20 protein-coding genes are annotated in these 17,384 nt (G+C 70.7%); 19 read left to right on the top strand and 1 reads right to left on the bottom strand.

Features of this window, described 5'->3' with window-relative positions; all coding sequences use genetic code 11:
• The first annotated feature begins 19 nt into the window (after positions 1-19).
• From acpP to rnc, 3 genes are all read left to right on the top strand, one after another.
• The gene (gene acpP / locus FWJ67_RS03925) at positions 20-259 is read left to right on the top strand and encodes an acyl carrier protein (RefSeq protein WP_304172477.1); all 240 of its coding nucleotides are present in this window, start codon (positions 20-22) and stop codon (positions 257-259) included.
• Between the two features lie 65 nt (positions 260-324).
• Entirely contained in the window at positions 325-1,584 is a 1,260-nt protein-coding gene (gene fabF, locus FWJ67_RS03920) for a beta-ketoacyl-ACP synthase II (protein ID WP_304172478.1), read from the top strand.
• Between the two features lie 55 nt (positions 1,585-1,639).
• On the top strand, positions 1,640-2,410 hold the full coding sequence (gene rnc / locus FWJ67_RS03915) for a ribonuclease III (protein WP_304172479.1): 771 nt from the start codon (positions 1,640-1,642) through the stop codon (positions 2,408-2,410).
• Positions 2,411-2,448: 38 nt separating this feature from the next.
• On the opposite strand, the gene FWJ67_RS03910 is transcribed toward rnc, so the two are convergent.
• On the bottom strand, positions 2,449-3,030 hold the full coding sequence (locus FWJ67_RS03910) for a LexA family protein (protein ID WP_304172480.1): 582 nt from the start codon (positions 3,028-3,030) through the stop codon (positions 2,449-2,451).
• Between the two features lie 286 nt (positions 3,031-3,316).
• On the opposite strand from FWJ67_RS03910, the gene FWJ67_RS03905 reads away from it, so the two are divergent.
• From FWJ67_RS03905 to FWJ67_RS03830, 16 genes are all read left to right on the top strand, one after another.
• Positions 3,317-4,006 carry a hypothetical protein gene (locus FWJ67_RS03905; RefSeq protein WP_304172481.1) on the top strand — a complete coding sequence of 230 codons (690 nt, stop codon included), beginning with the start codon at positions 3,317-3,319 and terminating at the stop codon, positions 4,004-4,006.
• A 111-nt stretch (positions 4,007-4,117) separates the two neighbouring features.
• A complete protein-coding gene (locus tag FWJ67_RS03900; RefSeq protein WP_304172482.1) occupies positions 4,118-4,378 on the top strand; it encodes a stage V sporulation protein S in 261 nt (86 codons plus the stop codon).
• A gap of 141 nt (positions 4,379-4,519) precedes the next feature.
• Positions 4,520-5,215, top strand: coding sequence for a sigma-70 family RNA polymerase sigma factor (locus FWJ67_RS03895; protein ID WP_414481915.1), 696 nt, complete (start codon positions 4,520-4,522; stop codon positions 5,213-5,215).
• Between the two features lie 84 nt (positions 5,216-5,299).
• A complete protein-coding gene (gene smc, locus FWJ67_RS03890) occupies positions 5,300-8,872 on the top strand; it encodes a chromosome segregation protein SMC (RefSeq protein WP_414482587.1) in 3,573 nt (1,190 codons plus the stop codon).
• A complete protein-coding gene (gene ftsY / locus FWJ67_RS03885) occupies positions 8,869-9,804 on the top strand; it encodes a signal recognition particle-docking protein FtsY (protein ID WP_414481916.1) in 936 nt (311 codons plus the stop codon). Before smc ends, ftsY begins: the two co-directional genes overlap by 4 nt.
• A gap of 69 nt (positions 9,805-9,873) precedes the next feature.
• Entirely contained in the window at positions 9,874-10,323 is a 450-nt protein-coding gene (ylxM, locus tag FWJ67_RS03880) for a YlxM family DNA-binding protein (RefSeq protein WP_304172486.1), read from the top strand.
• Positions 10,305-11,663, top strand: a complete 1,359-nt coding sequence (ffh, locus tag FWJ67_RS03875) for a signal recognition particle protein (protein WP_304172487.1) — start codon at positions 10,305-10,307, stop codon at positions 11,661-11,663. Before ylxM ends, ffh begins: the two co-directional genes overlap by 19 nt.
• A 19-nt stretch (positions 11,664-11,682) precedes the next feature.
• Positions 11,683-11,967, top strand: a complete 285-nt coding sequence (gene rpsP / locus FWJ67_RS03870) for a 30S ribosomal protein S16 (protein ID WP_304172488.1) — start codon at positions 11,683-11,685, stop codon at positions 11,965-11,967.
• A 2-nt stretch (positions 11,968-11,969) separates the two neighbouring features.
• Positions 11,970-12,227 carry a KH domain-containing protein gene (locus tag FWJ67_RS03865; RefSeq protein ID WP_304172489.1) on the top strand — a complete coding sequence of 86 codons (258 nt, stop codon included), beginning with the start codon at positions 11,970-11,972 and terminating at the stop codon, positions 12,225-12,227.
• Positions 12,228-12,244: 17 nt separating this feature from the next.
• On the top strand, positions 12,245-12,766 hold the full coding sequence (gene rimM, locus FWJ67_RS03860; protein ID WP_304172490.1) for a ribosome maturation factor RimM: 522 nt from the start codon (positions 12,245-12,247) through the stop codon (positions 12,764-12,766).
• On the top strand, positions 12,756-13,520 hold the full coding sequence (trmD, locus tag FWJ67_RS03855) for a tRNA (guanosine(37)-N1)-methyltransferase TrmD (protein ID WP_304172491.1): 765 nt from the start codon (positions 12,756-12,758) through the stop codon (positions 13,518-13,520). Before rimM ends, trmD begins: the two co-directional genes overlap by 11 nt.
• 10 nt (positions 13,521-13,530) lie before the next feature.
• Positions 13,531-13,872, top strand: coding sequence for a 50S ribosomal protein L19 (rplS, locus tag FWJ67_RS03850; protein WP_369686550.1), 342 nt, complete (start codon positions 13,531-13,533; stop codon positions 13,870-13,872).
• 3 nt (positions 13,873-13,875) lie between these two features.
• Complete coding sequence (locus tag FWJ67_RS03845) at positions 13,876-14,724, top strand: GTPase (protein WP_304172493.1); 849 nt, start codon at positions 13,876-13,878, stop codon at positions 14,722-14,724.
• Positions 14,725-14,747: 23 nt separating this feature from the next.
• A complete protein-coding gene (locus FWJ67_RS03840) occupies positions 14,748-15,089 on the top strand; it encodes a YraN family protein (protein ID WP_304172494.1) in 342 nt (113 codons plus the stop codon).
• A gap of 164 nt (positions 15,090-15,253) precedes the next feature.
• Complete coding sequence (locus FWJ67_RS03835) at positions 15,254-16,405, top strand: branched-chain amino acid ABC transporter substrate-binding protein (RefSeq protein WP_304172495.1); 1,152 nt, start codon at positions 15,254-15,256, stop codon at positions 16,403-16,405.
• Positions 16,406-16,476: 71 nt separating this feature from the next.
• Positions 16,477-17,382, top strand: coding sequence for a branched-chain amino acid ABC transporter permease (locus tag FWJ67_RS03830; RefSeq protein WP_304172496.1), 906 nt, complete (start codon positions 16,477-16,479; stop codon positions 17,380-17,382).
• The last annotated feature ends 2 nt before the right edge of the window (positions 17,383-17,384 follow it).

Genomic DNA, 17,384 nt, shown 5'->3' with positions numbered 1-17,384 from the left:
GTTGAAGGAGGGTACGTCGATGGAGACCGAGATCTTCGAGAAGGTCAGGCAGATCATCGTCGATCAGCTGGGCAAGGAGGCCGATGAGATCAAGCCCGAGTCCCACTTCGTCCAGGACCTGGGGGCTGACTCGTTGGACATCGTCGAGCTGGTGATGGCCTTCGAAGAGGAGTTTGATCTGGAGATCCCCGACGAGGCCGCGGAGAAGATCGCGACCGTGGCCGACGCGGTCAACTACATCAAGGAGCAGAAGGGCTGACGGGACCGGTCGGGCGGCAAGGCCGTTGGGCCGCGGGTGTGTAAGAAGGGGGAGCTCTTGGGCCTATGGGCGAGCGAACAGCAGGGCCCCGTCGGCGGGTGGTGGTGACGGGGCTGGGGGCGGTCTCTCCTCTCGGGATCGGCGTGGAGGCTTCATGGGAAGGCCTGGTGGCCGGGAGATCCGGTGTGGGGCCCGTGAGCCGGTTCGATGCTTCGGACCTGCCCGTCCGCATTGCCGGGGAGGTTCACGGCTTCGACCCGTTGCATTATGTGGATCGGAAGCGGGCCCGCCACCTGGACCGGTTCGCCCAGTTCGCCATCGCGGCCGCGCAAGAAGCCCGGGCCTCCAGCGGCATCGTGGTGGAGGACGAGCCCGAACGGGTGGGCGTGGTCATCGGTTCGGGCATCGGCGGCATGGAGACCTTCGAAACCCAGCACCGGACCATGCTGGAACGGGGGCCGGGCCGGGTGAACCCCTTCTTTGTGCCCATGATGATCGCCAACATGGCGGCCGGGGAGGTTTCCATTGAGCTGGGGGCCCGGGGGTACATCGGGGCGCCCGTCACCGCCTGCGCCACCGGCGCCAACGCGATCGGTGAGGCCTACCAGGCCATCGCCCGGGGGGATGCGGACGTCATCTTCGCCGGGGGGACCGAGGCGAGCATCACGCCCATGGCCCTTGCCGGCTTCGCCGCGGCCCGGGCCCTCTCCACCCGGAACGACGAGCCCCAACGGGCGAGCCGCCCCTTCGACCGGGACCGGGACGGTTTCGTCATGGCCGAGGGGAGCGCGGTCTTGGTCCTGGAGGAGTTGGAGCACGCCCGCCGGCGGGGGGCCTCCATCCTGGCCGAGGTCTGCGGCTACGCCAGTGTGGCCGACGCCTACCACGTCACCGCGCCGGACCCCGAGGCCCGGGGGGCCACCCGGGCGTTGCAGCTCGTCCTCCAGCAGGCCCAGTGCCGGCCTGACCAGGTGGACTACATCAACGCCCACGGCACCTCCACCATCTACAACGACCGGAGCGAGACCCTGGCCATCAAACAGGCCTTGGGGGAGGCCGCCTACCAGGTGGCCGTCAGCTCCACCAAGTCCATGACCGGCCACATGCTGGGGGCGGCGGGCGCCTTCGAGGCGATGGTGGCCGTCATGAGCCTGGTGAAGGGCGTCATCCCGCCCACCATCAACTTGGACAACCCTGATCCTGAGTGCGACCTGGACTACGTGCCCGGCACCGCTCGGGAACAGCCGGTCCAGGTCTCCATCTCCAACTCCTTTGGTTTCGGGGGTCATAACGTTGTCCTCCTCTTCCGGCGAGACACCCTCTGAGAGACGCCGGCGACGTCCAAAGAAAAGCCGACCGCCCCGGGAAGGGGCGCCCCGGGTGGAAGGGACGGGGATCTCGCCCGGGCGAGCGCGGCAGCTGGCCGCCCTCGCCCGGGTGGTTGACCCGCCTTTGACGCGGCTGGACCTCTTGGACGAGGCGATGACCCACCGCTCCTACCCCCAGTCACCCCACCGGCCCCGCCGGGAGAACGAACGGCTGGAGTTTCTGGGGGACGCGGTCCTGGGGCTGGCCATCGCTGACCGTCTCTTCCGCCAGTTCCCCGACCTGCCCGTGGGCCGGCTGGCTCAGATGCGGATCGACCTGGTCCGGGCCCCAGTGTTGGCCGCCAAGGGGAGGAGCCTCTCCCTGGGCCGCTACCTCCGGTTGGGCCACGGGGAGGCGGCCAGCGGCGGGCGGCAGAAGGACTCCCTCATTGGGGACGCCTTGGAGGCCTTGATCGGCGCCATCTACCTGGAGCAGGGGTATGAAGCGGCGGCCCGGTGGATCGAGACCCTCTTCGAAGAGGAGATCGCCCGACTGCCCGGGACGGTCCGGAGCTTTGACGCCAAGAGCCGGCTCCAAGAACGGACCCAGGAACGGGGTGGCCAGCGGCCGGAGTACCGGCTGGTGGAGGCGGTGGGCCCCGACCACGACCGCCGCTTCACCGTCGAGGTCTGGTTGGGCGACCGGGCCTTGGGCCGGGGCGTGGGCCGGAGCAAGAAGGCGGCCGAGCAGGAGGCGGCCCGGCAGGCCCTGTCGGTGCTGGAGCAGGCCGAGGAGGAAGACGGCGGCCAGCCCGACGCGGTGCAGGCCCCCTCCAACTCCTGACGGTCTCCACGGCGGCCCGTCTCTCCAGGGTGCTCCTCCTAGAACAGGCGCACCAGGCGGCTGATCCGGCCCAGGATGACGGGACGGGAGGGGTACGCCTCGAAGGGCCGGGGCCGGCTGGGATGAGTGAGCCAGGTGGGGTTCTGGCCGAAGATCCGGCGGATGGCCGGGCCGGAACCCTTCAGGAGGACCAGCACCAGGTCACCGTCCCGGGGCTCGCTGGCGGGGTCGATGACCAGCTGGTCCTGGGGCTCGATGACGGGGGCGTACTCGCTCCCCTCCACCTCCACCGCGAACGCCTCCGGGGCGGGCGGGGTTTCCACCACCAGCCGGCGGGAGCTGGGCGGCGGCTGGTCCCGATCGAAGGGAAGCTGGCTCATCCGGTAAAGGGGCAGCTCGTAACCCCCAGCCTGAGAGCGGATTCCCGCGGATCCACCCCACTCGCCACGCAGGACTGCGTCCCGGAACTGGCGAATCCCTCGGAAGTCAGCCTTGTTCAGCCAATAGTAGACGGATCGCTCTTGACTGTACCCCAAGGCGTCGGCCAGCTCCCGGACCGTGATGGCCGGGCGCTCGCGGACGAGCTGGGACATCCGTTGCAAGACGTCGTGGGCTTCCATGGCACCGTCCTCGGATGGTCTCGGGCTGGCCCGCCGCTGGATGGCAGGAAAGGGCTCCCAGATGGCCAACCGGAGTATAGGAGTTCGGTACAGGCTTGAACGCAGACCTTTACATAGAGTGTGTCACCGGCCCGAGGGCCGGTGTTTTTGAGAATGGGCCCAGAAGCCGGTACGAGCGGCTGACAAAGCCTTTCCAAAAGCCAGACGAGCCCGCGGGCGACTACAGAAACCCTGTCAGGCTGCTGGGCGCCACGGCGAACCGATCGGCGGGGGAGGGGCCTGAAGGATGGAGCACCAAACCTGGCCAGGACCGGAGACGGCAGGGGACGAGCTGCGGATCGATCCCCGGGAGGTGGAGCGGGGGCTGCTGGAGCTGGCGTCGGTGGAGGCGGTCCGGGTGGTCGCCGGGGCGGAGCGGCCCATCGACGAGATCCACGTCCTGGCCGCCCCAGGACCCTCGCCCAAGCAGGTGGTCCGGGACGTGGAGGCCTTCCTCCTGACCCGGTTCGGCCTCCGCATCGACCGGCGGCTCATCAGCGTGGTGCAGCTGGGGGGCCAGGGTCGCAAGGGTCCGAAGCGGATCATCCTGGACCGGATCGTGGTGGAGCAGACCCGGCAGAACCTGGTGGTCCGGGTCCGCCTCCTCCGGGGGGACCAGGCGGCCGAGGGTGAAGCCCAGGCGGCCGTTTCCCCGGAGAGCCGGGGGGCGCTGGCCGCCGAGGCCACCTTGCGGGCGCTGGAGGGCCTCTGGCAGGAGCGCCTCCGCTTCGGGGTGGAGGCGATCCGGCGGGTGTTGGTCGCCCACCGGTGGGTGATGGTGGTCCGGGTGGGCGCCATTGGGGAGGGCGGTGAGGGCTTCACCACCGTGGGTGTGGCCGTCATCCGCCGCTCCGATGAGGAGGCGGCGGCCCGAGCGGTGCTCAACGCCACCCAGCGCCGCCTCGAGCAGATACCACAAGGGACGGCTAATAACTGAACCGGGAGGATTTTGCCTCGAGGGCGGGAATAGGATTAGGCACATCCAGCCACACAGTGCAGGGGTCGCACCAGGCGCCCATGCAGCGTCTCAGGAGGAGGCGTACTCGGCGTGGAGGTCCTGAAGGTATCCGCAACGTCGAAGCCCAAGGCTGTCGCCGGTGCTCTGGCTGCCGTGCTGCGGGAGCACGGGTCCGCGGAGGTGCAAGCCGTCGGCGCCGGCGCCGTCAATCAGGCGATCAAGGCGATCGCCATCAGCCGAGGCTTCGTGGCCCCCAACGGCATTGACCTGATCTGTATTCCGGCGTTCGCTGAGATCGAGATTGACGGTGAGGAGCGGACTGCCATCCGGTTTATCGTTGAGCCCCGGTGAGCTCCGCTCGACGGGGCGAGTTCTTTTCGGGACAATTTCCAGAATTGTGTGCCTTTATCTCGGTCCCGGAGGACCGGGGCCTTCTGGTCGCGTCTTGGCCGCGTGGAGGGGAGAAGAGCTCTCGCATCGAGGAGGGTCCCTGTGGTCAGTCCCAACCAGAAACGAGATCTGGAGCTGTTGCAGCGGATCGGGCAGAAGGATCGGGAGGCGGAAGAGGAGCTGATCCGCAAGTACACCCCCATGATCCGCCACATCGTCCGCCGCCACTACGCCCGGGCCATGGATTTTGACGACCTGTGCCAGGAAGGCTTCATCGGCCTGATCCAAGCCATCGCCCAGTACGACCCGGTCCGGTACGATGTGGCCTTCAGCTCCTTTGCCTACCTCTGTATTATCCGGAAGGTCTACAACGCCATCAAAAGCGCCAACGGGACCCGCCACCGGGCTCTCAACACGGCCGTCTCCCTCCAGCACCCGGTCCAAGGCCAGGCCGAGCGGACCGTCCAGGAGACCATTCCCGCGGAGGACCCGGACCCGGTGGACCTGGTGGCCGAGCGGATGGCGGTGGGCCGGCTCCAGCAGGTCCTCCAGCACCACCTGTCGGTCTTGGAGTACACCGTCGCCGCCTACCTGGCGGCGGGGTACACCGCGCAAGAGATCGTCCGGGCGGTGGGCGTCAACGCCAAAGCGGTGGACAACGCCCGCACCCGGGTCCGGGCCAAGCTCTCCCGCCTGCTCGCCCAGTATGGCACCCTGCTCAATCCCACCCTCCCCCTGACCACCCGTCGGCGGACAGACCTCTACGTCCAGCTGCCCCGGCGTCACCGGGCCGGGTAGGGCCCGGGGGCAGGGGTCCTCAGGTGCAGGCCGCGACCTCCTTGTGCTAGAATAGGCGCTGGCACTTTGGGAGGAGTTGGGCCCGTGCACCTGGAGTCCCTCAGCCTGCGCGGCTTTAAATCCTTTGAACGGCGGGTCACGCTCCGTTTCGACCGGCGGATCACCGCGGTGGTCGGGCCGAACGGCAGCGGCAAGAGCAACATCGCCGACGCGGTACGCTGGGTCTTGGGCGAGCAGAGCATGCAGGCGCTCCGCTCCAAGAGCCTGGTCGATCTGATCTTCGCCGGCACCGACCGGCGCGCCCCTGTCAACGTCGCGGAAGTGGTCCTGACGGTCAACAATGAGGATGGCAGCCTGCCCGTCCCCTACGCCCAGGTCTCGGTGATGCGCCGGATCTCCCGCTCGGGTGAGAGCGAGTTCTTCATCAACGGCATCCCCTGCCGGCTGCGGGAGATCCAGCAGCTCTTCCTGGACACGGGGGTGGGGCGGAAGAGCATTGCCTTGGTGGGCCAGGGCGAGATCGACGCGCTCTTGACGGCCACGCCCGAACAGCGCCGGGGTTGGGTGGAGGACCTGGCGGGCATCGCCCGTTACCAGCTGCAAAAGGAGCAGGCTCTGGCCAAGGCGGAGAGCACCCGGCTGGAGCTGGCCCGGCTGCAGGATCTCATCATCGAGGTCCGCTCCCAGCGGGACCGCCTCCAGGCGGAGGCGATGCGGGCCCGCCGCCACCGGGAGCTGGTGGCCAAGCTCCGCCTGGCCGAGTGGCACCTCTACCTGGCGGCTCGCCAGGCGGCGGAGGCCCGGGTCGCCGCGGCCCAGGCTCGGCTCGATGGGGCCCAGGCTCGCCTGCAGGAGGCCTTGGAGCGCCACCGAGCCCAGGCGGCCCAGGTGGAGACCCTGCGGGAGCAGGTCGCCTCCCTGGAAGGGGCCCTGGCGGAGGTGGCGGGCCGGGAGCGGCAACTGGAGGAGGCCCTGAGCCGCCTGGAACGGGATGAGAGCGTCCTGGCCGTGGAGCGGCGCCAGGCGGCGCAGGGCCTGCGGGCCCAGCGGAAGGAGCGGGCCCGCCTCCGGTCCCAGGCTGCGGGCCGGGTGGAGCGCTGGCGGGCGGCGCGGCGGGCCAGGAGCGAAGCGGCCCGGGAGCTGGCCGCGGCCCAGACAGCCCTCCAGGAGGCGGAGGCGGCCCTGGCCGCGGTGGAGCAGGAGGTCCCCGCAGGGCAGGCCTCCGCCGATCTGGAGGCCCTCCGGGCCCAGGCCGGCCGGCTCCGGGAGCGCCTGGCGGCCCAGCAGGCCGAGGCCAAAGCCCGGGCCCGGGCCCTGGAGGAACGGCGGCGCCAGCTGGCCGAGACGGAGGAGCGTCTCAGCCGCCTGACCGCCGCTGTGGCCCAGGCTCGGGAGAGCCTGGCCCGGCACGAGGCGGAGCGGGAGCGGCTGGAGGCCGAACTGGCCCGCCGGAAGGCGGCGCTGGCCCAGGCGGAGGCGGCCCTCCAGGAGGCGGAGGCGGGCCGAACCCGGGAGGTGCGGGAGTACGAGCGGCTCCAGGCCCGGCTGGGGAGCTTGCGCCAGCTGGTGGAGGAGGGCCAGGGGTACGCCTTGGGCCCCCGGCTCATCCTCCAGGCCCGGGAGCGTTTTCCGGGGCTCATCGGTTCCGTCGCCGAACTCCTCCAAGTCCCGCCCGAGCTGGCCAGGGCCGCGGAGGCGGCCCTGGGCGGGGCGGGCCAGTACCTGGTCACCCGGGACGAGCGGGCCGTCCGGGAGGCCATCGCCTGGCTGAAGGCCGGCGGCCGGGGCCGGGCCACCTTTCTCCCCCTGGACCGCTTGCGGCCCGCCTCGCCCCTCCCCCCGCACCATCCCGCCCGCCGGGCCCAGGGGGTCCTGGGTGTGCTGGCGGAGATGGTGGGGGTGGTGGGCGGCTTTGAGGTGCTCCTCGCCTATTTCTTCGGGCGGACGGTGGTCTTGGAGACCCTGGATGCCGCCCTCCAACTGCAGAAGTCGCCGGCCATGCCCTCGGGCGGCGGCGCCCGGTTGGTGACGGTGGAGGGGGACCTCCTCCTGCCGTCGGGGGCGGTCACCGGGGGCGCCTTCCGCCAAGAGGCGGGCGGCCTCATCGCCCGCCAGAGCGAGCTGGCCCGCCTGGAGGCCGAAGGGGCCCGGCGGGCCCAGGTCCTGGCCCAGGCCCGGGAGCGAGCTCGCCAGGCCCAAGCTGCCCTGGAGGCGGCGCGCCGGGCCCGGGCCGAGGCGGAAGAGGCGTGGCGGGCGGCGGCCGCCGCCTGCCGGGAGGGGGAGCAGGAGGTGGCCCGCCTCCAGCGGGACCAGGCGGCGCTGGAGGCGGAACGGGACCGGTTGAAGAGCCACGTGGCAGCGGAAGAAGCGGAGCAGGCCCGGTTGCAGGCCGAGGCGCAGGCGACGGCCCACGGGTTGGCCGCGGTGGAGGCGGAGCTGGCCCGCGCGGAAGGGGAGGCCGCGCAGCGGGAGGAGGCCTGGCAGGCGGCCCGGGACCGGGTGGAGGCGGCCCTGCGGGCGGTGGGCGAGGCCCGGCTGACCCACCAGGCCGCCGCCCACCGGTACCAGGAGGCGAGCCGGCGGCTTGCCGAGGAGCGGGCCGGCTGGGCCGCCTGGCGTGAGGCGCTCCGAGCGCTGGACCAGGCCCGCCAGGCCCAGGAGCCGGAGCGCCAGGCCCTGGCCCAGCGCCGCCAGGCCCTGCGGGCGGCCCGGCGGGAGCTGGAGGCCGCCCTGGCCGCCTTGCGGGCCGAGGCTGAGGCGCGGCGGGGGGCCTACGCGGAGGCCCGCCGGGCCCTGGCCCAAGGGGAAGAGCAGGCCCAGGCCCTCGCGGGCCGCCTGGAAGCCCTCCGGGAGGCGCGCCACCGGGCGGAGCTGGACCTGGTGCGAGAGCGCTCCGAGCTGGACCACCTCCTCAACGACGCGCCCGTGCCCCCTGAGGAGGTGCAGGGCCCCCAGGGGGAGGCGGCGGCCGCCGCGGAGCTGCCGGGGGATCTGGAGGCGCTGCGGGCTCAGGTCCGCTCCCTCCGGGCGGGGCTCGCCCGTTTGGGGCCGGTCAACCCCGCCGCGGAGGAGGCCTTCCAGGAGATCGACCAGCGCTACCGGACCCTGGAGGCCCAGCGGGACGATCTGATCACGGCCCGCCGGGAGCTGGCCGAGATGGTGGAGACCATCGACCGGACCAGCACCGAGCGGTTCCGCACCGCCTTCGCCGCCCTCCAGGAGGCGTTGCAGGACCTCTTCCAGCAGCTCTTCGACGGGGGCGAGGCCCGGCTGGACCTGACCGACCCCGACGACCCCCTCCACTCGGGGGTGGAGCTGAACGTCCGCCCGCCGGGGAAGCGGTGGCAGCCGCTGGTCGCCCTCTCGGGCGGGGAGCGCTCCCTTTGCCTGGTGGCCCTCCTCTTCGCCATGCAGAAGGTCCGCCCTAGCGCCTTCGCCCTCTTGGATGAGGTGGACGCGGCCCTGGACCAGCGGAACCTGGCCCGCTTCGTCTCGGTGCTGGAGGAGTTCTCGGAACGCACCCAGTTTGTGCTCATCTCACACCGGCCGGAGACGGTGGAGGCGGCCCGGGTGCTCTACGGGGCCACCCTCGACGGCGACGGAACCTCCCGCCTGATCTCCTTGAAGGTGCCGGAACCGGAGGAGGAAACCCCATGAGTCTTTGGGATCGGTTGCGCCAAGGCCTGGCCCGGAGCCGCTCGGGCTGGGTCAGCCAGTTGAAGAAGGCGGTGGCCGGCGGCCGGGGCCGGATCGATGAGGAGCTCCTCCTGGAGCTGGAGGAGAGCCTGCTGGAGGCGGACGTGGGGCTGGACGGGGCGGAGGCCATCCTGGACGCCCTGCGGGAGGCGGCGGCCAAAGAGCGCCCCAGCACGGCCGACGAGGTCTTGTCCCTCATCCGCCGCCTGATGACGGACCAGCTGAGCGAGCACCGCCGGGAGCTGCACCAGCCGCCCGAGCCGCCTGGGGTCATCCTCCTTCTGGGGGTGAACGGCTCCGGCAAGACAACCACCGCCGCCAAGCTGGCCGCCCAGCTGGGCGGGCGGGGAAAGGTGATCCTGGGGGCGTGTGACACCTTCCGGGCCGCGGCCAGCGACCAGCTGGCCGAGTGGGGCCACCGGATCGGGGTGGATGTGGTCCGCCAGGAGCCGGGGAGCGATCCGGCCGCGGTCGCCTTCGACACCGTCCAGGCGGCCCGGGCCCGGGGGATGGCGTGGGCCATCCTGGATACGGCCGGGCGTCTCCAGACCCGGACCAACCTGATGAAGGAGCTGGAGAAGATCCACCGGGTGGTGGAGCGGGCCCTGGGCCGGCCGGCGGACGAGCGGCTTCTGGTGCTGGACGCCACCGTGGGCCAGAACGGCCTCTCCCAGGCCCGGCTCTTCCATGAGACGGTGCCCCTCACCGGACTGGTGGTGACCAAGATGGACGGCACCGCCCGGGGCGGTATCCTCTGGGCCATCACCCGGGAGCTGGGGCTGCCGGTCAAGTGGATCGGCGTGGGCGAGGGCCTGGAGGACCTCCAGCCCTTCGATCCGCAAGCCTTCGTGGACGCGCTCTTCGCCGGGGATGGGTCAAGGGAAGTTCCTTGACGCACCTCCCGCGCGCCAGTATACTCTGGAACTGTAAAGGCCAGAAGGTTGACAGGGTCGGAGGTTGGGATGGCGCGGCGCCCGGGCCACGGGGAGAACCGGCTGGAAGAGCGGCTGCAAAAGACGGTGGAGATGGCCCTGCTTTACGATCGGTACGGGGAGCTCCTGACCGAGCGGCAGCGCCGGTTCTTCGAGCTCTACTTCCTGGACGACCTCTCCCTGGGCGAGATCAGCGACCAGTACGGGGTCAGCCGGCAGGCGGTCTACGACATCCTCCGCCGGTCCCAACGGACCTTGGAGAAGATGGAGCGCATCTTAGGGCTGGTGGCCGCCCGGCGGGCCCAGGCCGAGCATCTGGGCCGGCTCATCGAGACGGCCCAGCGGGTGGAGGCGCTCCTTGCCGATCCCGCCGGTGACCGGGCGGAGGCCCGGAGGCTGGCCGCCGAGCTCCGGCAGGGTCTGGTGCAGCTGGCGGACCCGGCGCCCAAAGGAGGGGAGTCATGGCCTTTGAACGGCTGACCGAGCGGTTGCAGGAGGCCTTCCGCCGCCTCTCGGGCCGGGGCAAGCTCTCGCCCGCGGATGTAGATGAGGCCCTCAAAGAGGTGCGGCGGGCCCTCCTGGAGGCGGACGTCAACTTCCGGGTGGTGAAAGACCTCCTGGAGCGGATCCGGGCCCGGGCGGTGGGCGAGGAGGTCTTGAAGAGCCTCACGCCTGCCCAGCAGGTGATCCGTATTGTCCGGGACGAGCTGACGGCCCTGATGGGCGGCGAGCACGCCGGGATCCAGTTCGCCTCCCGGCCGCCGACGGTGATCCTCCTCTGCGGCCTCCAAGGCTCGGGGAAGACCACCACCGCGGCCAAGCTGGCCTTCCGCCTCAAGCAGCAGGGTCGCCGGCCCCATCTGGTGGCCGGGGACCTGTACCGCCCGGCGGCCGTGGACCAGCTCCGGGTGCTGGCCAAGCAGGTGGGGGTGCCCTGCCACGAGGGGCAGGGGGATCCGGTGGAGGTGGCGGCCCAGGGGGTGGAGGCGGCTGCCCAGGCAGGGGCGGACGTGGTCTTGGTGGACACGGCCGGGCGGCTCCAGATTGACAGCGAGATGATGGAGGAGCTCCGCCGGACCCGGGATCGGATCCAGCCCCATGAGGTCCTCCTGGTCCTCGATGCCATGACGGGCCAAGAGGCCCTCAACGTGGCCCGCACCTTCCAGGAGCAGATGGAGCTGACGGGTCTGGTCCTCACCAAGACCGACGGTGATGCCCGGGGCGGGGCCGCCCTCTCGGCCCTGGCGGTGACGGGCAAGCCCATCAAGTTTGTCGGGGTGGGGGAGCGGATCGAGCAGCTGGAGCCCTTCCACCCGGACCGGATGGCCTCCCGCATCCTGGGGATGGGGGACGTGCTCAGCCTCATCGAGCGGGCCGAAGCGGCCATGGATCAGGAGGATGCCCAGCGGCTCGCGGAGCGGATCCGAGAGGCGGACTTCACCCTGGAGGACTTTCTGGAGCAGCTCCGGCAGGTGCGGAAGATGGGGCCTCTGGACGAGCTCCTCCAGATGTTGCCCGGGCTGCCGGCGGGCGCGGGCAGCCTGAAGGGGCTCCAGGTGGACGAGCGGGAGCTGAAGCGGGTGGAGGCCATGATCCAGTCAATGACGCCCCAGGAACGGCGGAACCCGCAGATCATCGACGGCTCCCGCCGGCGGCGGATTGCCGCCGGGAGCGGCACCCAGGTGCAGGATGTGAATCGCTTGCTGAAACAGTTCGAGCAGACCCGGGCCCTCATCCGGCAGATGGGGCAGGCGGGACGCCGGATCCGGGGCGGGAAGGGCCGCAAGGGTTGGGGCGGCCTCTTCCGGGGTCGGCGGTAGGTTCAGGAGGTGGTTTGAGGTGGCAGTACGGATCCGTCTCAAGCGCATGGGGGCCAAGCACCAGCCCTTCTACCGGCTGGTGGTGGCCGACTCCCGGGCCGCCCGGGATGGGCGGTTCATTGAGACCGTCGGCACGTACAACCCCATCGCCAAGACGGAGGCGGACGAGATCAAGGTGGATGAGGAGCGGGCCTTGCTCTGGCTCTCCCGGGGCGCCCAGCCGTCCGAGAGCGCGCGCCAGGTGCTGGAGCGGGCCGGGGTTTGGCAGAAGTTCGAGGCGAGCAAGAAGCAGAAAGAGGCGTAGCCGTGGACGAGACTGGGCTTGTGGAGCTGGTTCGATGGATCGCCGTTCACCTGGTGGACCATCCCGACGACGTCAAAGTGAGCCTGGTGCGGGGCGAGGCGGGCAAGAAGACCCCCACCGTCCTGGAGCTCCGGGTCCATCCCGACGACATGGGCCAGGTGATCGGAAAGCAGGGCCGGGTGGCCAACGCGATCCGGACCCTCCTCAAGGCAGCCTCGGGACGGGGAGGCGAAGCGGTTCGCCTGGAGATTCTGGAGTAGGTGAGCCGCCCCAGTGGGTGACGGTGGGCCGGGTGATGACGGCCTGGGGTGTTTCGGGCTGGGTCCGGGTGGAGCCCGAGACCGACGATCCCCTTCGGTTCCGGAAGCTCACCCGGGTGCGGCTGGTGCCCCGTCACGGCCCGCCCCGCTGGATGACCATCCAAGGGGTGCGGGTGCAGGGCGGTCAGGTCCGGCTCCGGTTTGAAGGGGTGGAGACCCGGGAGGCGGCCAAGCTTCTGGCCAATAGCCTCCTGCAGATCCCCCCGGAGGAGGTCCTTCCCCTACCCGAGGGCGAGTTCTACCGCTTCCAGTTCCTGGGCCTGGAGGTGTGGACCGAGGAGGGCCGCCATCTGGGCCGGGTGGTGGATGTGCTGGAGACGGGGGCCAACGACGTCCTGGTGGTCCGGGGGGAGGGGTGGGAGATCCTGCTCCCCACCCTGCGCCAGGTGATCCGCCGGGTGGACCTTCCCCAGCGGCGGATGGAGGTGGCCCTGCTGCCAGGGCTGGAGGAGGCGACCGGACGCACGTATGCTGATTGACGTCATCACCATCTTTCCTGAATTCTTCCAGGGCCCCCTGGACGTGGGCATGATGCAGCGGGCCCGGGAGAAGGGGCTGCTCCAGGTCCGCCTCTGGCAACTCCGGGACTTCACCCGGGACCGGCACCGGACGGTGGACGACACCCCCTATGGGGGCGGGGCGGGGATGGTGATGAAGCCTGAGCCGCTGGTGGAGGCTTTGGAGGCGGTGCGGGCTCAGGGGCCGCCGGGCCGGGCCATCCTCCTCACCCCCCAGGGGCGGGTGATGGATCAGGCCTGGGCCCAGGAGCGGGCCAAGGAAGAGCGCCTCATCCTCCTCTGCGGCCGGTACGAAGGGGTGGACGAGCGGGTCCGGGCCTTTGTCGATGAGGAGCTGTCGGTGGGTGATTACGTCCTCACCGGCGGGGAGTACGCAGCCTTGATCGTCATTGATGCGGTGACGCGGCTGGTGCCGGGGGTCTTGGGCAGCAGCGCATCGCCGGTGGAAGAGTCGTTCAGCGACGGGCTCCTGGAGTACCCCCAGTACACCCGCCCGCCGGTCTTCCGGGGCATGGAAGTGCCCCAGGTGCTCACCACGGGCAACCACCAGGAGATCGCGCGCTGGCGGCGCCGGCAGGCGCTGTACCGCACGTGGCAACGGCGTCCAGACCTGCTGGCCCAAGCCTCCCTGACGCCGGAGGAGAGGGCTTTGGTGGAACGCTGGCGCGAGGCCCAGGGGCCCAGCCAGGAGAAGGGGAACGGTTCGGAAGGGTGAGGTGGAGATGATGGACCGGATTCGTGAGATTGAGAAGGCCCAAATGCGAGACGACCTGCCGGAGATCGTGCCCGGCGACACGGTCAAGGTGCACCTCCGGGTGGTCGAGGGCGACCGGCGGCGGATCCAGATCTTTGAGGGCGTGGTCCTGGCCCGGGATGGTTCGGGGCTGAGCGAGACCATCACCGTCCGGAAGGTGAGCGGCGGCGTGGGGGTGGAGCGGGTCTTTCCCATCCACTCGCCGAGCATCGAGCAGATCGAGGTGGTCCGCCACGGCCGGGTCCGCCGGGCCAAGCTCTACTACCTGCGCAACCTGAAGGGCAAGAAGGCGCGCCTGAAGGAACGTCGGTAAGCCGTGGAGATCCGCTGGCAACCCGGACACCTGGTGCGGGCCCGGCGGGAACTGCGGCTCTTGCTCTCCCAGGCCCAGTGGGTTCTGGAGGTCTGCGACGCCCGGGCCCCGCAGGCCAGCCGGGAGCGGCGGCTGGCTGAGTTGGTTCCGCCGGAACGGCGGATCCTGGTGCTGAGCCACGGGGATCTGGCCGATCCCGCCCTCACCCGGCGCTGGGTGGACCACTTCCGGGCCCAGGGCGAGCAGGTCCAGGTGGTCCGGCTGGACCGCCCGACCAGCTACCAGGGGATTCGGCGCCGCCTGACGCCGCCCCGGCCCCGGCAGGATGCCGCCCTCCGGGGGATCCGCTTGGGCGCCCACGTGACCGTCCAGCGGGCGGTGGTGGTGGGCCTGCCCAATGTGGGGAAGTCAACCCTCATCAACGTCCTGGCCCGCCGGACCCGGGCCAGGACCGAAGCGCGCGCGGGTACCACCCGGGGGCCCCAGTGGATCCGGGTGAGCGAGGGGTTGGAGATCCTGGATACCCCGGGCATTCTGGCCCCGGCGGGGATCCGGGGCGAACGGGCCTACCTCTTGGCGGCTTTGGGACTCGTCTCCGACCGAAGCTTTCCCGTCTGGGAGGTGGCCGTGTGGCTCGTCACGCGCCTGGGTCTGGCCGGCCCCGAACGGGACGAGGCGGAAGAGGCCTTGGAGCGGATGGGGCGCCGCTGGGGACTGGTCGCCAAGGGGGGCGGGATCCACGCCGAGCAGACGGCCCTCCGTCTCCTCCAGCAGTTCCGCCGGGGCCGCTTGGGCCGCCTCACCCTGGAACGCCCCGAGCCGCCCCAACCGGAACCCGCGGCCAGCGGCTAGACGGGCCGGGCGGCCGCCTCCAATTGGGCAGGTGGGGCGAGGCCCTCGCCGCCCTCTATCTCCAGGGACTGGGATACCAAGTCCTCGCCCGGAACCTCCGGAACCGGCTGGGCGAGCTGGACCTGGTGGCCCTCGACGGTGAGATCCTGGTCTTCGTCGAAGTCCGCACCCGGCGGGGCGGGCCCGCCGGGACGCCCGAGGAGTCGGTGGACCGGGCCAAGCAGGCCCGGCTCCAGCGGCTGGCTTCCGCCTTCCGAGCCCGCCACCCCCTCCACCGGAGCCGGCCCGCCCGGATCGATGTGATCGCCCTCCGCCTTCACCGGGAGGGGCTCACCCTCCGCCACCTGCGCAACGTGACCGGCTGAACGCTGACCATGCTCATCACTGTTATCCCACAAGACACGAAGAATTCGCCCTTATTTGAAGGGGACGGACAGATCGCGGCGAATGGGAGGCTCGTGAGGGCGTCGGGGGCTCCAGACTGGTCAGGGCGCGGTCCTGACCGGGGAAGGCAACAGGGGGTGCACCGATGCGTCCGCGTGGAGCGGGAGCCTTCGCTGCCGCTTGGGTCGTGACCTGGTTGCTGGCTGTCCTTCTGGCGGGGGCTGTTGGCGCCCAAGAGCCGATCCGGATCGGGTTGCAGGCGCCCATCACCGGTCCCTGGGCCTACGAGGGCGAGATGGCCCGGAACTCCGTGGAGATCGTGAAGGATCAGATCAACGCCCGGGGCGGGGTGTTGGGCCGGCCCATCGAGATCGTCCTGGGAGACGATCAGGGCAACCCGCGCCAGAGCGCGCTGGTGGCCCAGCGGATGGTGGCTGCGGGCGTGGTGGCGGTCATCGGCACGTATGGCTCCTCCATCAACGAAGCGGCCTCCACCATCTATGAGCGGGCGGGGGTGGTCAACATCGCCTACGGGGCCACCGCCGTCCAGCTGACTGAACGCGGCTGGCGTTACTTCTTCCGCACCTGCTTCCGGGATGACCGGCAGGGAGCCTTCTTCGCCCAGCTCGTCAACGAGATGCTGGGGGCGAGCCGGGTGGCCATCCTCCACGACAACACCACCTTTGCCCGGGGGCTGGCCGAGGCGGCCCGGGCCTCCTTGGCGGCCGAAGGCCTGGCGGAGCTGGTCTTCTACGACGCGGTGACCCCCGGCGAGCGGGACTTCACCCCCATCCTGAGCCGCATGCGAGCTCGGGCGCCGGAGGTGGTCTACTACACGGGCTACTACCCCGAGGCGGCCCTCATTGCCCGGCAGATGCGGGATCTGGGCATCGACGCCCTCTTTGTGGGCGGGAATGCGGCCATCAACGACGAGTTCGTGGAGATCGCCGGGCTGGAGGTGGCCAGCGGGGCTCTCATGACCCAGGAGCCGCTGCCCACCGACCTGCCTTACCCCGAGGCCCAGGCCTTCCTGGAGGAGTACGTCCGGCGCCATGGCCAGCCGCCCAGCAGCCCCTGGCCGGTCTACGCGGCCGACGCGCTCCTGGTTTTGGCGGCAGCCATCGAGGCGACGGGCTCCACCGAGAGTGAGATCCTGGCCGAGTTCATCCGGGGGCCGCTCGCCATCCAGGGGATCACGGGCCCCATCGCCTTCGACAGCCGGGGCGACCGGGAGGGGGCCATCTACCTGGCCTACCAGGTCGGGCCGGACGGCGGCCTGCAGCCGTACGAGCCGTAAGACCAGCGGGATGATGGGGGCCCGGGCGGGCCGCTCCGCCCGGGCCGCCGGCCGTCGCGGGAGGTGACGGGGTGGCCCTCTTTCTGGAACAGCTGCTCAACGGGCTGACGGTGGGGTCGGTCTATGCCGTGGTCGCCTTGGGCTACACCATGGTCTACGGGGTGCTGCGGCTGATCAATTTCGCCCACGGCGAGCTCTTCATGCTGGGCGCCTACCTGGGGTTCACCCTGCTGGTCGCGACGGGCCTGGGGGGCGCCCTGCCCTTGGGCCTTGCTCTCCTCCTTCTGCTGCTGGTCGTGATGGGGGCGGTAGCCCTCCTGGGATTGGTCATTGAGCGGGTGGCGTACCGCCCCTTGCGGCGGGCCAACCGGCTCACCGCGGTGGTCTCGGCCCTGGGGGTCTCCATCTTCCTCCAGAACGGGGCCATGCTCCTCTGGGGCCCCCGGTACCGGGCCTACCCTGCCTGGGCGCTGCCCGAGGTGCGCTGGACCGTGGCCGGCCTCCACCTTTCCCTCATGCAGGTGGTGATCCTGGCGGTGGCCTTGGTCCTGATGGTGGGCCTCTACCTCCTGATCCAGAAGACCATGCTGGGCACGGCCATCCGGGCAACGGCCATCGACCACGACACCGCCCGCCTGATGGGGATCAACGTCGATCGGATCATCCAGTTCATCTTTTTCATCGGACCCGCTCTCGGCGCCGCGGCGGGGGTCTTGCTGGGGCTCTACTACCGTCAGGTCCACTTCACCATGGGCTGGATCTACGGCCTCAAGGCCTTCACCGCGGCCATCTTAGGGGGCATCGGGAACATCCCGGGGGCCATGATCGGGGGGCTCCTGCTGGGCATCTTGGAGATGCTGGGCGCCGGGTACCTTTCGGCGGCCTGGAAGGATGCCTTCGTCTTCATGATCCTGATCCTGCTCCTGATCCTCCGGCCCACGGGGCTGCTCGGTGAGCGGGTGGCGGAGAAGGTGTGACC

The sequence above is a fragment of the Limnochorda sp. genome, from assembly GCF_047459355.1.
GTDB lineage: Bacteria > Bacillota > Limnochordia > Limnochordales > Limnochordaceae > Limnochorda.
Note: the sequence above shows the minus strand (reverse complement) of the source record. Positions and strands in the feature narration are given on the sequence as shown.